The organism is Ruegeria sp. J8 (assembly GCF_056531925.1).
The window spans coordinates 531,394-545,211 of record NZ_JBQFMR010000001.1; the positions used below are offsets into that span (position 1 = coordinate 531,394).

General features: G+C 59.9%; 13 protein-coding genes. 6 read left to right on the top strand and 7 right to left on the bottom strand.

All coding sequences use genetic code 11. From position 1 onward, the window contains the following. Positions 1 to 90: 90 nt before the first annotated feature. Both ACR0L1_RS02485 and ACR0L1_RS02490 read right to left on the bottom strand, forming a co-directional pair. The gene (locus ACR0L1_RS02485) at positions 91 to 999 is read right to left on the bottom strand and encodes a DMT family transporter (protein ID WP_480856971.1); all 909 of its coding nucleotides are present in this window, start codon (positions 997 to 999) and stop codon (positions 91 to 93) included. A 41-nt stretch (positions 1,000 to 1,040) separates the two neighbouring features. Next, positions 1,041 to 1,640, bottom strand: a complete 600-nt coding sequence (locus ACR0L1_RS02490; RefSeq protein ID WP_170788269.1) for a LysE/ArgO family amino acid transporter — start codon at positions 1,638 to 1,640, stop codon at positions 1,041 to 1,043. An 87-nt stretch (positions 1,641 to 1,727) separates the two neighbouring features. On the opposite strand from ACR0L1_RS02490, the gene ACR0L1_RS02495 reads away from it, so the two are divergent. After that, the gene (locus tag ACR0L1_RS02495) at positions 1,728 to 2,612 is read left to right on the top strand and encodes a LysR family transcriptional regulator ArgP (protein ID WP_480856973.1); all 885 of its coding nucleotides are present in this window, start codon (positions 1,728 to 1,730) and stop codon (positions 2,610 to 2,612) included. Between the two features lies 1 nt (position 2,613). Here ACR0L1_RS02495 and ACR0L1_RS02500 read toward each other — a convergent pair whose 3' ends face one another. Further along, positions 2,614 to 3,888 carry an MFS transporter gene (locus ACR0L1_RS02500; protein WP_480856975.1) on the bottom strand — a complete coding sequence of 425 codons (1,275 nt, stop codon included), beginning with the start codon at positions 3,886 to 3,888 and terminating at the stop codon, positions 2,614 to 2,616. Positions 3,889 to 4,008: 120 nt separating this feature from the next. Further along, positions 4,009 to 4,749, bottom strand: a complete 741-nt coding sequence (locus ACR0L1_RS02505) for a YebC/PmpR family DNA-binding transcriptional regulator (protein ID WP_170352472.1) — start codon at positions 4,747 to 4,749, stop codon at positions 4,009 to 4,011. Positions 4,750 to 4,859: 110 nt separating this feature from the next. Here ACR0L1_RS02505 and ACR0L1_RS02510 point away from each other — a divergent pair, with 110 nt between their 5' ends. From ACR0L1_RS02510 to ACR0L1_RS02525, 4 genes are all read left to right on the top strand, one after another. Then, on the top strand, positions 4,860 to 6,632 hold the full coding sequence (locus ACR0L1_RS02510) for an SLC13 family permease (protein ID WP_480856977.1): 1,773 nt from the start codon (positions 4,860 to 4,862) through the stop codon (positions 6,630 to 6,632). 16 nt (positions 6,633 to 6,648) lie between these two features. Next, on the top strand, positions 6,649 to 7,383 hold the full coding sequence (locus ACR0L1_RS02515) for a glutamine amidotransferase (protein ID WP_480549344.1): 735 nt from the start codon (positions 6,649 to 6,651) through the stop codon (positions 7,381 to 7,383). Positions 7,384 to 7,455: 72 nt separating this feature from the next. Continuing rightward, positions 7,456 to 8,313 (top strand): bile acid:sodium symporter family protein, encoded by an 858-nt coding sequence (locus ACR0L1_RS02520; protein ID WP_480856979.1) that lies wholly within the window; start codon positions 7,456 to 7,458, stop codon positions 8,311 to 8,313. An 11-nt stretch (positions 8,314 to 8,324) separates the two neighbouring features. Then, on the top strand, positions 8,325 to 9,986 hold the full coding sequence (locus tag ACR0L1_RS02525) for an FAD-binding dehydrogenase (protein ID WP_480856981.1): 1,662 nt from the start codon (positions 8,325 to 8,327) through the stop codon (positions 9,984 to 9,986). Here the strand turns inward: ACR0L1_RS02525 and ACR0L1_RS02530 are convergent, their stop codons facing one another. From ACR0L1_RS02530 to ACR0L1_RS02540, 3 genes are all read right to left on the bottom strand, one after another. Then, a complete protein-coding gene (locus tag ACR0L1_RS02530; protein ID WP_480856982.1) occupies positions 9,987 to 10,733 on the bottom strand; it encodes a YbaY family lipoprotein in 747 nt (248 codons plus the stop codon). Positions 10,734 to 10,829: 96 nt separating this feature from the next. Beyond that, positions 10,830 to 12,608, bottom strand: coding sequence for an SLC13 family permease (locus ACR0L1_RS02535; RefSeq protein WP_480503223.1), 1,779 nt, complete (start codon positions 12,606 to 12,608; stop codon positions 10,830 to 10,832). Positions 12,609 to 12,687: 79 nt separating this feature from the next. Continuing rightward, on the bottom strand, positions 12,688 to 13,503 hold the full coding sequence (locus tag ACR0L1_RS02540; protein WP_170769131.1) for a TIGR00282 family metallophosphoesterase: 816 nt from the start codon (positions 13,501 to 13,503) through the stop codon (positions 12,688 to 12,690). A gap of 86 nt (positions 13,504 to 13,589) precedes the next feature. Between ACR0L1_RS02540 and ACR0L1_RS02545 the strand changes: the two genes are divergently transcribed. Continuing rightward, positions 13,590 to 13,817, top strand: a complete 228-nt coding sequence (locus ACR0L1_RS02545) for a putative hemolysin (RefSeq protein WP_480856984.1) — start codon at positions 13,590 to 13,592, stop codon at positions 13,815 to 13,817. Position 13,818: the final 1 nt, after the last annotated feature.

Genomic DNA, 13,818 nt, shown 5'->3' on the forward strand with positions numbered 1-13,818 from the left:
CTCTCCCCCTTTCACTGCGCAGGATGGAAAAACGCTAGGGTGTTTTTATTGACTCGTCAATCAATAACACCTCTGCCACCTGGAAATCGACTAGAGCTTGGGGGCAATGCTGGGCGTGGTCAGGCTGCTGCGGTTCAAAACCGCCTCGCGCCAGGCGATGAAACTGACGGCGGCCAGAATCAGTGTGCCACCGGCGACAACCCAAAAGTCGACGCTTTCATGAAAGACCAACGCCCCCATAAGCGTCGCCCAGATCAGCTGCAGGAAGGTCACCGGTTGTGTGACGGCCACAGGGGCTGCCTGCAAGGCCAGCGTCATCAAATAGTGCCCCAGCGTGGCGAAGCTGGCGATCAGGAACAGGATGCCCAGATCGTACCAACTGGGCGGCGTCCAGACCGCAATCGCAAAGGGGATCAGCGCGATTGTTACCCAGATGGACATATGCGCCACCACGACCGAGGGCGGCAAGTCCTGCACCAGCCGCTTGGCCAGCAGATAAGACGCCCCCAATGTCAGCGAGGTCATAAGCATGGCGATATGACCTGGCGAAACCTCTCGAAACCCCGGCCTGAGGATTATGGCAACCCCGATCAGGGCCACGCCGATGGCCGCGATACGCCGAAACGCCAGCGGTTCGCCCAGAAACAGCGCCGCACCAAGCGTGACATAGACCGGGGTCATGTAGTTCATCGCCGTAACCTCGGCCAAGGGGATCTGGGTCATTGCATAGAACCAGAACATCACCGACACCGCATGCACTATCCCGCGTATCCCGAACAGGGTCAGATGCTTGCGCGTCAGCGGCGTGGACACGATTAGTCGCAAAGCAGGCAGCAGAAAGACCAACCCGAACACAAACCGGAAAAACGCGGCCTGTATCGGGTCCATACTGGATCCCAGCGACTTTACCAGCGCCGTCATGGCCACGAACGATATCCCGGCCGAGAACATCAAGAACATGCCGGCGACAGGCCGGGAGGGCGCGGTGAGGGTTGTCATGTTAACGGTTCAACACCGAATACCGCCCAAGAGCAAGACCCTCAGAGTGAGACAAGCTTGACCGCAATCGACAGCATCACCACACCGATAATCGCGTCCAGCACCTGCCATGCCCTGGGGCGGGCGAAGATCGGGGACAAGACCCCTGCCCCATAGCCCAGCGAAAAGAAGAAGACAAAGCTGGAAATCATTGCGCCAGCGGCAAAGGCCAGGCGGTCCTCGTATTGCGCCGAGATTGATCCGATCAGAACCACGGTATCCAGATAGACATGCGGATTCAGCCAGGTGAAAGCCAGCACCGTCAGCAGGACCGAGCGCAGGCTGGCACGCTGGCCGCCCGTGACCTGCATCACCGCGCCGCCGCGCCACGCGGATCGCAGGCTGCGTAACCCGTACCATGTCAGGAAAATCGCACCACCATAGCGCATCGCGGTCTCAAACCACGGGACCGCCTGCGCCAGCGTTCCGAACCCGGCCACGCCCGCCGCAATCAGAATCGCGTCCGAGACGGCGCAGGTCAGACACAGGGGAAACACATGCTCGCGCCGCAGCCCCTGTCGCAGGACAAAGGCATTCTGGGCCCCGATGGCAAGGATCAGGCTGAAGCCAAGCGCAAAACCGGCGATCAGGGATGTGGACATGGGACCTCCTTACGCGATGCCCCGTTGACTACGACGATCCTGCCGCCCTATCAAATTAAAGATGTTGATCTTGATTAAGTCTGGCTAATGCTGCTCGATCCCAACCACCTGTCGGCTTTGTCAGCCATTCTGCGCCACGGCAGTTTCGAGGCCGCCGCGTCCGAGTTGTCCGTCACGCCTTCGGCCATTTCCCAGCGGATCAAAGCGCTGGAGGATCGGGTCGGCGCAGCCTTGATCCTGCGCGGCACCCCGTGCACGGCCACCCCCGCCGGGCTGCGGATTGCGCAACATGCCGAGGATATTGGACTGCTTGAAGCCCAACTGGCGCGTGAACTGACGCTGGACCGAGAGCCCCCCTTGACCCGCGTGCGCATCGCCGTGCCCGCCGATGTTCTGGCGACATGGTTCATTCACGCCATGGCGCAGGTGGATGGGTTGTTGTTCGACCTTGTACTGGACGATCAAGACCATTCCGCCGACTGGTTGCGTCGGGGCGAGGTCAGCGCCGCTGTCACCATTGGCGGGCAACCTGTAGCGGGATGCGATGCCTTTGCTTTGGGGTCGTTTCGCTATCTCGCGACGGCCAGCCCTGCCTTTATGCAAAAGTGGTTCTCAAACAACGTCGATACCGTCAGTCTTGGCCGTGCGCCTTGCCTGACCTTTAACCGCAAGGACGGCTTGCAAAAGGCTTGGATCGCTCAGGAATTCGGGCGACGCATCTCACCGCCGTCGCATTTTCTCGCGTCGTCGCATGGCTTTGTCGATGCGGCCATTGCCGGATTGGGATGGGGTATGAACCCGGAAAATCTGGCGAAATCAGCGCTGGAGGATGGCCGACTGACTGTACTAAAACCCGATGCCCCGTTTGACGTGCCACTGACATGGCAGGTCGGGCGCATTCTGGCCCCGGCCCTGCAACCGTTGACCCAAGCCGTGAAACGCAGTGCAAGCCGCACGTTGCGGCCGCTATAGGTCAGGCTGAAGCCGAGCTTTCCGGCATCGGCAAAACAAGACGATAGCAGGCAAAGGCCGCAAAAACGGCCACCACAACGATAAAGGCAATGGCCCAGGCGACCTCGTGCATATGCGCCACCGCGGCCAGCGCGGCGGAAAGGATGACTGCGACTAGGCGGCTGACGCTTTTGATCGCTGCCGCGCCCTTGACGCGCTGATCCTTGGGGGCCACGTCCAGATAATACAGTTTTCGTGCGCTGCTGATACCGGTCACGGCCACTGTCACGATGAACAACGCGATGGCGTGCAGATGAACATCATGATCCAAGCGCAAGAAATGAAAGACCAAAAGCACCGTCCCCGTGACGGCGACCATCAGGTTCCCTGTCACCATGACCGCCCGATGGGACTTCATGTTCACCGCCTGCCACAATGGCGCGGAAACCAGATAGCCAGATGCCGAGGAAACGATCATGGCCGTCAGACCCTTGGCCGAGGCATGGTGCGCCTCAGCCGCGATCAGGGCGAAAAAGGGCACTGAAAGCGTGGCCGCGACCAGAGGCAAGCGCATGATCATGTAACGCCGGAACCATGCCCCATTGAACATCGCGATAATGTCGGTGAAATAGGTGATGAACTTGCGTTTCGCCTCGGGCGCGGCATCGCGGGTGCTTTCATCACCGCTCGCGCCTTCGAACATCGCCAGAATGGCCAGCCCAGACAGAACGAAAAAGCCTACGGACACAAAGATGATTGCTGAATGGCGCGAGAAAGGCGGGTTTTCTTTGACGATCTCATGCACCAAAAGCGCCAGACCGATGGCGCCAAGCCCACCGACGCCTAGTTGCAGGTAGCGCATGATCATGCGGGATTTGGATTGAACGTGATCGCCCAATAAATCCGTATACATCAGCATCTGCGTCTCATCGACCAACCCGATGATGAAGAAAACAAGGACAAACGCCGCCGCGATCAGTGGCACATAACCCGTCGTCGCAACCCCCAATGCGATCAGAAGGCAGAGGCCAACCGCGACCTCGGTCAGCGCAATGCCACGTTTCTTGCGGTCGTGGGCCGAAATCGAACGAGCCAGGAACACATCCGCGATCACGCTGCCCACCATGCGAACCGAGACCAGCGCGCCTGCTATGAACATCGGCAATTCCAGCGAAACAGCAAGAAACGGCAGCACGATGGAGGGGCTGCCTAGCGTCCAGGCGATTTGCGACAGGATGCTTTGCCCGGTCAACACAGGCAGGTTTCGTTTTGCAGGGATCGGGGGACTGTCCGTCATGCTCTCATTGCTGTTTTGCGAACAGCTTACCGAGTTTAACGTGTTCCGCCAAGCACACTGAAAAGGCGCATAAAAAAACCCGACCAGAGGCCGGGTTTTCCTGATCGATTAACGACAGGATCACAGCTGAGCCATGACCTCATCCGTCGCTTCGAAATTGGTCGTTACGCGCTGCACGTCGTCATCATCTTCCAGCGCATCGACCAGCTTCATCAGCTTTTGCATATCTTCCAGACCCAGCTCGGTCGTGGTCGTGGGTTTCCACACCAGCTTGGTGGATTCGGACTCGCCCAAGGCCTCTTCCAGCGCGTTGGATACGTCGTTCAGATCGGTATCGGCGCACCAGATGATGTGACCGTCTTCCGAGCTTTCGACATCTTCGGCACCCGCCTCGATTGCGGCTTCAAAGATCGTGTCCGCGTCGCCCGCGTCCGCCTGATAGACAACCTCTCCCTTTCGGTCGAACATGAACCCGACCGAGCCGGTCTCGCCCAGATTGCCGCCATTCTTCGAGAACGTGGACCGCACGGTCGAGGCAGTCCGGTTGCGGTTGTCGGTCATCGTCTCGACGATCACCGCCACGCCGTTAGGGCCATAGCCCTCGTACCGGATTTCTTCGTATTCGTCGCCTTCGCCAGCCACCGATTTCTTAATCGCGCGGTCGATCACGTCCTTGGGGACCGAGTTCGACTTGGCCTCTTTCACCGCCAGACGCAGGCGCGGGTTCTTGTCTGGATCGGGGTCGCCCATCTTGGCGGCCACGGTGATCTCTTTCGACAGTTTGGAAAACAGTTTGGACCGCGCGGCGTCCTGACGTCCCTTGCGGTGCTGGATGTTGGCCCATTTGGAGTGGCCTGCCATAGTGCGTCCTCGTCATCATGTTTGCGTGTTCGGCGCTCATATAGACGTTTGCGGGGGGCAGGATCAAGAGAGCGGCTTGCCCGATATCCCGTCGCAGGTATGGTGGCGACATGACAAGTGATCAAATTATTCTTTTTGCCCTTTTCGCCACGGTTTTCGGAATGCTTCTATGGGGGCGGTTCCGATATGATCTGGTTGCCTTTTCGGCGCTGATGATTGGTGTTGTGCTGGGCGTCGTGCCCGTGGACAACGCATTCGCCGGGTTCGGCCATCCCGCAACCATTATCGTTGCGTTGGTTCTGGTCGTGTCTGCCGGGCTGGTGCGCTCGGGCGCGGTGTTTCTGATCACTCGCTCGCTCGTCGATGCCTCGCGCGGGCTTGGCGCCCACATCGCGCTGATGGGCGGGATCGGCGCGGTCCTGTCGGCCTTCATGAACAACGTCGCGGCACTTGCGCTTTTGATGCCGGTCGATATCCAGACCGCACGCAAGGCCGGACGGTCTGTGGGCCTGTCACTTATGCCGCTGAGTTTCGCTACCATTCTGGGTGGCATGGTCACGCTGATCGGGACTCCGCCCAACATTATCATCGCCTCGATCCGAGCAGAGACGCTGGGTGAGCCGTTCCAAATGTTCGATTTCGCCCCCGTAGGCGGGATTGCGGCCATTGCCGGTCTGGCCTTTGTCGCTCTGATAGGTTGGCGGTTGATCCCAAATCGAGGCCTACAGACCGAAAGCACCGAGGCGCTGGCCGAATATATCGCTGAACTGACCATCCCGCCCGAGTCGCCCCAAATCGGTAAGCGTGTCAGCGAATTATACGAAACCGCCGAGAAATCTGACGTCGCCATTATCGGCCTGATCCGGGACGGCAAGCGCCGCTATGGGCGGTCCGCCCATGCCACACTGCACGCGGGCGACGCGCTGGTGCTGGAGGCCAGACCCGAGGCGCTGGACGAATTCCGCGCGGCGCTGAACCTCGATTTCTCGGACACGCGGCGGCAGGAATTGCTGACCGCCGAGGGCGACGGGCTAGAGGTGATCGAGGTCGTCGCCACCGAGAACGCCCGTATCACCGGGCGCACCGCCCAAGGGTTGGGGCTGGCATGGCGACAAAGCACAGTGCTTATGGGCATCTCGCGCCAAGGCCGCCAGATCACCCAGCAAGTCCGCAAGACCGAGGTTGAGGCGGGCGATATCCTGTTGCTGCTCTGTCCGCGTGACCGCAGCGTGGACGTGACCGAGTGGCTGGGCTGTCTGCCGCTGGCCGAGCGCGGCCTGAACGTGACCGCCAATGACAAGTCTTGGCTGGCGATTGGTCTGTTCGGGGCGGCCGTGCTGGCGGCCAGTATCGGGCTGATCTACCTGCCGATTGCGCTGGGTCTGGTCGTGGTGGCCTATGTGCTGACCAAGATCATGCCTATTAGCGAGATCTACGACCATATCGAATGGCCCGTCGTGGTACTGCTGGGGTCGATGATCCCACTCGGCAGTGCATTGGAGACTTCTGGCGGGACTGAATTGATCGCAAATGCGCTGATCCAACTGACCGATGGCCTGCCCGCCTGGGCGATCCTGACTGTGTTGATGGTCGTCACCATGACCCTGTCGGATGTGCTGAACAACACCGCCACAGCCATTGTCGCCGCCCCAGTGGGCATCCAGATGGCCCGCACGCTGGAGGTCTCGCCCGATCCGTTCCTGATGACGGTCGCGGTTGCGGCCTCGGCTGCGTTTCTGACGCCGATTGGCCACAAGAACAACACGCTGGTTCTGGGCCCCGGCGGCTATCATTTCGGCGACTACTGGCGCATGGGGCTGCCGCTTGAGATTTTGATCATCGCGGTCTCGATCCCCTCGATCCTTGTGTTCTGGCCGTTGTGACGGGTAAAGGCTGCGTATGAAACGATTTCTGATCCTGCAACTGCGTCCCGAAACCGATGCCTCGGATGCCGAATATGCCTCGATCCTGGACAAAACCGGATTGACGCCCGAGCGAACGCACCGCATCCGGCTGGATTGCGAGAACCTGCCCGAGGGGCTGGACGTGACCGACTATGCCGGTGTGATCGTCGGCGGTGGTCCCGGATGTGTCAGCGATGATCCGGCAACAAAATCGGCGGTCGATGCGCGGGTCGAAGCAGCGATCATGGGACTGATGCCGCAGATTACCGCACAGGACCATCCGTTCATGGGCTGCTGTTATGGTCTGGGAATACTGGCCGCGCATCTGGGCGCTTCGGTCAGCAAGGCGCAGTACGGCGAACCCGTTGGCCCCTCGACCTGTCACATGACTGAGGATGGCGCCCAGGACCCGCTCACCAACGGGTTGGCCGATACGTTTGACGCCTTTGTCGGCCATAAAGAGGCTGTGCAGGCCTTGCCCGATGGCTGCGTGCATCTGCTAGCCTCGGACCCCTGCCCGTTTCAGATGATCCGCTTTGGCCACAACGTCTATGCCACGCAGTTCCACCCCGAGGCCGAGGCAAAGGACTTCGAGGAACGTATCAACATCTACAAGCATCACGGCTATTTCCCGCCCGAAGACGCCCAGCGCCTGATCGACATCTGCCACGCGGCCGACGTCACCCAGCCGGCACTGATCCTGCGCCGTTTTGCGGAACGCTATGGCTGACCCAACGGCGCGGTTGCGCAATTGCGGACCGCTCGCATAGGCTGACCAGAACGGCTTTGGGAGGAGTTGTTCTTGGATCTACTCATATCTGTCGGCCTGCCCCTGTCGCTGGCCATCATCATGCTGTCGTTGGGCATCGGGCTTGAGTTCGCCGATTTCCGCCGCGTCCTGACGCGCGGCTACCCCTTTGCCATCGGCGCGCTGTGTCAGGTCGTGTTACTGCCGGTCGCGGCTTTTGCGACCGTTGCGCTGTTCGCGCTGCCGCCCGAGATTGCCGTGGGGTTCATGATCCTCAGCTTCTGCCCCGGCGGAGTGACCAGCAACATTCTCTCCAAACTGGCCAAGGGCGACGTGGCGCTGTCGGTCAGCCTGACGGCAGTGATCAGCCTATTGTCGATGCTGACCGTACCCTTTCTAGCGGCATGGTCGATCAACTACTTCATGGGCGACGACGCGCCCGAGGTCTCGATCACCGGGTTGGCCATCGCCATGTTCCTGATCACCACCCTTCCCGTCGCCATCGGCGTCAGCATCCGCCATTTTGCAATCGAAATTGCCAATCGGATCGAACCCGGATTGTCCAAGCTGGCGACCACGCTCTTTGTTCTGGTCGTGCTCGCGGCGCTGGCAGGGAATTGGCAACTCTTTGTCGATAACCTTGGGATCATGGGGGCGGGGCTGATCACTCTAAACCTTGGCCTGCTGCTCATCGGGCTGGGGCTGGCGCGGGTCGCGAACCTGTCTTGGAATGAGGCTAAGACTGTCTCAATCGAAACTGGCATTCAGAACTCGACCCTGGGCATCACGCTGGCTGCGCTGATCACCGGGACGGAAAGCGGGTTCAGCCCATTGGCCCTGCCTTCCGCCGTCTACGGGATCACCATGTATGCGGTGGCCCTGCCCTTCATCCACTGGTTCCGCCGCCGCTGAAAGGACGCTACATGACCAAGAACACAGCAGATGCCATCGTCGTTGGGGCCGGTCTGGCGGGGTTGGCTGCCGCTGCAGAGTTGGGCGACCGGGGCAAAAAGGTGATTATCGTCGATCAGGAACCCGCGCATTTTTTAGGCGGGCAAGCATTTTGGAGCCTTGGTGGCTTGTTCATGATCGACACTCCAGAACAGCGCCGCATGGGCATTCGCGACAGTCATGATCTGGCCTTGCGGGACTGGATGGGCAGTGCGCAGTTCCACCGGGATGAGGACGCATGGCCGCGCAAATGGGCCGAGGCCTATGTGGAATTCGCCGCTGGCGAGATGCGTCCTTGGCTGCATGACATGGGCCTGCGCTGGTTTCCGGTGGTCGGCTGGGCTGAACGCGGCGGGTCCTATGCGGATGGTCACGGCAACTCGGTCCCTCGGTTCCACATCACATGGGGCACCGGGCCGGGCGTGCTGGAACATTTCATCCGCCGCATACGCGAACATGTAGATAGTGGACTGGTCGAGCTAAAATTCCGCCATCAGGTCAGCCATATCATCATGCAGAACGGCTGCGCCAAGGGGGTCTCAGGCGAGGTTCTGGCCGACGACACCGCCCAGCACGGGGCCAAGACCAACCGCGACGAAGTGGGTGAGTTTGAGGTCTACGCGCCTTCGGTCATTGTCAGCTCTGGCGGCATTGGTGGCAATTTCGAGATGGTGCGCAAGAACTGGCCACGTGATCGGCTGGGGGAGCCGCCCAAGGATATGGTCGCAGGTGTCCCCTTTCACGTCGATGGCCGTATGATTGCCATCAGCGAGAAGGCGGGCGGTCATGTGATCAATGGCGACCGGATGTGGCATTACACCGAAGGCGTGCGGAACTGGAATCCGATCTGGCCTTCGCACGGCATTCGCATCCTGCCCGGCCCTAGTTCAATGTGGTTTGACGCGACCGGCAACCGGATGAAGCCGCCCTGTTTACCGGGGTTTGACACGCTGGGTACGCTAAAGGAAATCCTGAAAACCGGCTATGAATACAGCTGGTTCGTGCTGACCCAGAAGGTGATTAAGAAGGAATTCGCACTATCTGGGTCCGAACAGAACCCCGACATGACCGAAGGCGGTTGGCGCGAAGTGCTGTTGCAGCGGATACTGACCGGATCAAAAGCTACCGCCCCGGTCGAGGCGTTCAAACAGCATGGTGAAGACTTCATCGTCGCCAACACCTTGACCGAACTGGTCAGCGGTATGAACCAGATGGGCGACGCCCCGATCGATGAGGCTCATCTGCGCGCCCAGATAGAAGCGCGGGATTCACAGGTTGATAACCCCTTCACCAAAGATGCCCAGATGGCCGCCGTTCTGGCCGCGCGTAACTATCGTGGCGACCGGCTGATCCGCACAGCCAAGCCGCACAAGTTCCTTGACCCGAACAACGGTCCTTTAATCGCGGTCAAGCTCCACGTTCTGACGCGCAAGACGTTAGGTGGGTTGCAGACCAACCTCGACAGCCAGATGATCGGGGCAGATGGTCAGGTCGTTCCCGGCCTGTTCGCGGCCGGAGAAGTCGCAGGTTTTGGCGGTGGCGGCTATCACGGCTACAACGCGCTTGAAGGCACGTTTCTAGGCGGCTGCATCTTCTCGGGCCGCAATGCCGGACGGTCGCGCGCTGTGGCCTGATTACTCGGCCCGGACGAATTTCAAAACGGGCTCACCGCCTGTATCCAGCATCACCAGGCTGTCCCCTGCGACCGCATAGCGGGTTACGGTCTGAAGAGCGGCCAGGAATTGATCTTCGACTTCTTCAAGCTCGGGCGGGCATGCCATCAGGGTGGCGGCCATGTTGTCGGGAAAGCTCAGGCTGTCACCGCTGATTTCAGCCTGACCCGAAAATCTGTTGCACCCGCCTGTACCGCTGAATGCACCGTCTTGTTCGAAAGTGATTTGCGGCGGGCGTTGCGCTTCGACCACATCACCGTTGATGCCGATTGCCGTCCAGTTGGTGTTGTTCAAACTGACGGTTGCCTGCGGAGAAACCTTCACCAGCACAAGATCAGCGGTATCTCCACCACCCCGTGTCAGGACAGGGTTCACCGTATCCGTCGTGAACAGCAATTTGTTGCCCTGATAGATTGAACCTCGGACCGCATAAGTCTTGCCGTCCTGGATCAGCGCATCATCATAGTTCAGCGCGTATTCAGCCGGTACACCTGTCAAGGCATAGCGCTGCGATGCCAGCGTGACAGCGGGGGCATCCGCGAGGGAAATATCTTGCAACTCAACATATAGCGTCGCATCCGGTGCCACCGCGATCCGCTCGCGGTAGGTTGCAGTTCCTGTGATGGTACCTGCATGGCTCTGACTACCTAAAATGGTTAGCGCCACTGCGCCTACGACGATGGCTTGGCCGAGTTTTGGAAAAGGCATGATCCAATCCTTTCACATTCGCATTTGATGAAAAGATTGTTACGGTAACTGTATTTACAAGTGGCGCAAACCCTTGTCGGCAAAATCGCGCCGTCTTTAAAGCGGCCAGATCAACGGAATCAGCAGCGATGCCAGCAAGCCCACTGTCAGGTTCAATGGCACCCCGACCTTAAGGAAATCGGTGAAACGGTACCCACCGGGGCCATAAACCATCATGTTGGTCTGGTATCCGATGGGCGTCGCAAATGAGGCCGAGGCCGCCACCATCACTGCCACCACCAACGGACGCGGGTCGATGCCCACCGCTTGCGCCAGCCCGATGGCAATCGGGGTCACCACCACGGCCACCGCGTTGTTCGAAACCAGCTCGGTCAGCACCGAGGTCAACAGATACACGGCCCAGATGATCAGGAAAGGCGGCAGGGCGCTGAGGCCCGGTGCGACCGCTTCGACAATCAGCGACACTGCGCCGGATTTGTCTAACGCTGCGCCAATCGCCAGCATCGAGAAGATCAGCGCCAGCAGGCGACCTTCGACAAAGGAAAACGCCTCATCCGCGTCGATACAGCGAGTCAGCAGCACCACCGCGACCGCCAGAATGGAAAGCAGAAGGATCGGTGCAACGCCCAGCGCGGCCAGAGCCACGATCCCGACCAGCGCACCGATGGCAATCGGCGCATGACTGCGTCGGAACGCGCGGGCCGAGGGCTGTGAGACGTCGACCATATCCATATCAGCGGCTAGCCTCTGGATGTCTTCGGGTGCGCCCTCCAGCAGCAGCGTATCGCCTACGCGCACCACCAGATCATCCAGTTGGCGCCCGATATTCTGGTTCCGGCGATGCACCGCCAGCACATAGACACCATAACGCCGCCGCAGACGCATTGCGCCCAGTGTCCGGCCAACCATGCGGCAGCCGGGGGTGATCAGAACCTCGACTGTCTTGGTCTCGACCGCCGAAACTTGGTCGACGCGCTTGAGTTCCTTGTTGCTTTGCAGACTCAGCAGTTCCGTCATTTCGGTGCGCAGAACCACGCGGTCGCCCAGTTTCAGCTCGACGCCTTTAAGGTTGCGGCGCAATGACTCGTCGCCTCGGATCACGTCGATCAGTCGGACGCCGGGGCGTTTGAAGAGCTGTACGCCCGTTACTTCGCGCCCGATCAGGTTGCTTTCGGGAGGGATGACGGCCTCGGTAAAGAATTTCATCTTTGAGCGGTCGGACAGAAGCGTCGCCATACTGTCACGATCCGGCAGCAGACGTGGCGCGATGAACCGCAGGTAGACCATGCCATAGATCACCAGCGCAACACCCAGCGGAGTGACCTCGAAAATGGTGAAGGGAGCCATACCCTGCGACCGGGCTACACCGTCCACCAGCAGGTTGGTCGAGGTGCCGATCAGCGTCAGCGTACCCCCAAGAATCGCCGCATAGCTGAGCGGGATCAGCAATTTCGACGCAGGCACGTTCAGCGTGCGGGCGATCTGGACAAAGACCGGGATCATCACAACGACAACCGGCGTATTCGACACCACGGCCGAGGCCAGCACCACAAACCCCATCAACAGACCAATGGCAATCCTTGGGTTGACCTGCGCCTGTTTCTGCGCGGTTGAGGTGAACGCATCCAGCGCACCCGTGCGCACCAAAGCCCCCATGATGATGAACATCGCGGCAATGGTCCAAGGTGCGGGGTTGGACAGCACGGCCAGCGCGCTTTGATAGGGCAGAATGCCCGTTACCAGCATCACGGCCACGCCGCCGATGGCGACTACCTCGGTCGGGTAAACCTCACGCAGGAACATGATGAACATGCCCGCGACAACCAAGAGCGCCAGTATCGCGCTGCCTGTTTCTGAAAGCTGAAGGAGTTGCATTCTTGGTTTATGTCCGAACCCTGACCCGAGCTGCGCGCTCGTCAGGCAGTTTCACGCATTGGGATGGGCAGAGCAAGCTTTACTGCGGCCCTGCTTGCTGCAAACGCCCGCCAACGCGCACCATTTGCACAGATTTTGCCTCTCCGGTGCGGTCATCAGTCTCGACAAACACGCCGCTGAGCGTGGCCTCGCCATCGGCGGGGGTAAATCGGGCTTTGGGCATTCCGGTGATAAAGCGACGCATCGGTTCGACCTTGTCCATGCCGATGACCGAGTCGTAATCGCCACACATCCCAGCATCGGTCAGATAGGCGGTTCCATTGGGCAGAATCTGCGCATCTGCCGTTGGCACATGGGTATGCGTGCCGACCACAAGGCTGGCGCGTTTATCGCAATAATGACCCATGGCCATCTTCTCGGACGTGGCCTCACAATGCATGTCGACAATGATTGCTTGCGCCTGACCACCGCGCGGGTGGGATTTCAGGATCGGCTCGATGGCCGAGAACGGATCATCAAAGGGCCGTTTCATGAAGACCTGCCCCAGCACCTGCACCACCAGAACCTTGCGCCCGCCCGGCGCGGTATACAGGCGATGCCCCCGCCCCGGCGCGCCTTTGGCGAAATTTACCGGGCGCACAATACGAGACTCTTTCTCGATGAATTGAAGCATATCTTTCTGGTCGAACGCGTGATCGCCCAGCGTCAGGCAATCGGCGCCGGCATCCAGCAGCAGCTTGGCGTGATCGCCGGTCAGCCCCATCCCGTTCGAGGCGTTCTCGCCATTTACCACAACAAAATCCAGCCGCCATTCGTCGCGCAGACGTGGCAGATGTTGTTGGATCGCCGCACGCCCGGCGCGGCCCATAACGTCACCCAGAAAAAGTATCCTCATACGAACCGTCCTAAGTGTGGCAATGACCAAGCACAAGTGGTTAAACTCAGGTCATAAACTGCCAATACCATTCATCGGAGCGTTTCATGACCCGCCTATACCTGCCTGCCCTTCTGCTGATCCCCCTCGCTGCATGCGAACCTGCGTCTGATAACTCGGCACAACTCGCCAACCCTGCGGCGACGTTCTGTGTCGAAAGCGGCGGCGAATATCGCATTGTCGACGGGGCCGATGGCCAAACAGGGCGGTGTACCCTACCCGATGGGCGCGATCTGGATGCGTGGGAGTATTTCCGCGAAAACCATGCGGGGTGAG

Bases quoted from the DNA above. Each gene is read 5' to 3' on its own strand.
- ACR0L1_RS02490 (WP_170788269.1), bottom strand. From the start codon at position 1,640: ATGTCCACATCCCTGATCGCCGGTTTTGCGCTTGGCTTCAGCCTGATC.
- ACR0L1_RS02515 (WP_480549344.1), top strand. From the start codon at position 6,649: ATGAAACGATTTCTGATCCTGCAACTGCGTCCCGAAACCGATGCCTCG.
- ACR0L1_RS02500 (WP_480856975.1), bottom strand. From the start codon at position 3,888: ATGACGGACAGTCCCCCGATCCCTGCAAAACGAAACCTGCCTGTGTTG.
- ACR0L1_RS02530 (WP_480856982.1), bottom strand. From the start codon at position 10,733: ATGCCTTTTCCAAAACTCGGCCAAGCCATCGTCGTAGGCGCAGTGGCG.
- ACR0L1_RS02535 (WP_480503223.1), bottom strand. From the start codon at position 12,608: ATGCAACTCCTTCAGCTTTCAGAAACAGGCAGCGCGATACTGGCGCTC.
- ACR0L1_RS02540 (WP_170769131.1), bottom strand. From the start codon at position 13,503: ATGAGGATACTTTTTCTGGGTGACGTTATGGGCCGCGCCGGGCGTGCG.
- ACR0L1_RS02505 (WP_170352472.1), bottom strand. From the start codon at position 4,749: ATGGCAGGCCACTCCAAATGGGCCAACATCCAGCACCGCAAGGGACGT.
- ACR0L1_RS02545 (WP_480856984.1), top strand. From the start codon at position 13,590: ATGACCCGCCTATACCTGCCTGCCCTTCTGCTGATCCCCCTCGCTGCA.
- ACR0L1_RS02525 (WP_480856981.1), top strand. From the start codon at position 8,325: ATGACCAAGAACACAGCAGATGCCATCGTCGTTGGGGCCGGTCTGGCG.
- ACR0L1_RS02485 (WP_480856971.1), bottom strand. From the start codon at position 999: ATGACAACCCTCACCGCGCCCTCCCGGCCTGTCGCCGGCATGTTCTTG.
- ACR0L1_RS02510 (WP_480856977.1), top strand. From the start codon at position 4,860: ATGACAAGTGATCAAATTATTCTTTTTGCCCTTTTCGCCACGGTTTTC.
- ACR0L1_RS02495 (WP_480856973.1), top strand. From the start codon at position 1,728: ATGCTGCTCGATCCCAACCACCTGTCGGCTTTGTCAGCCATTCTGCGC.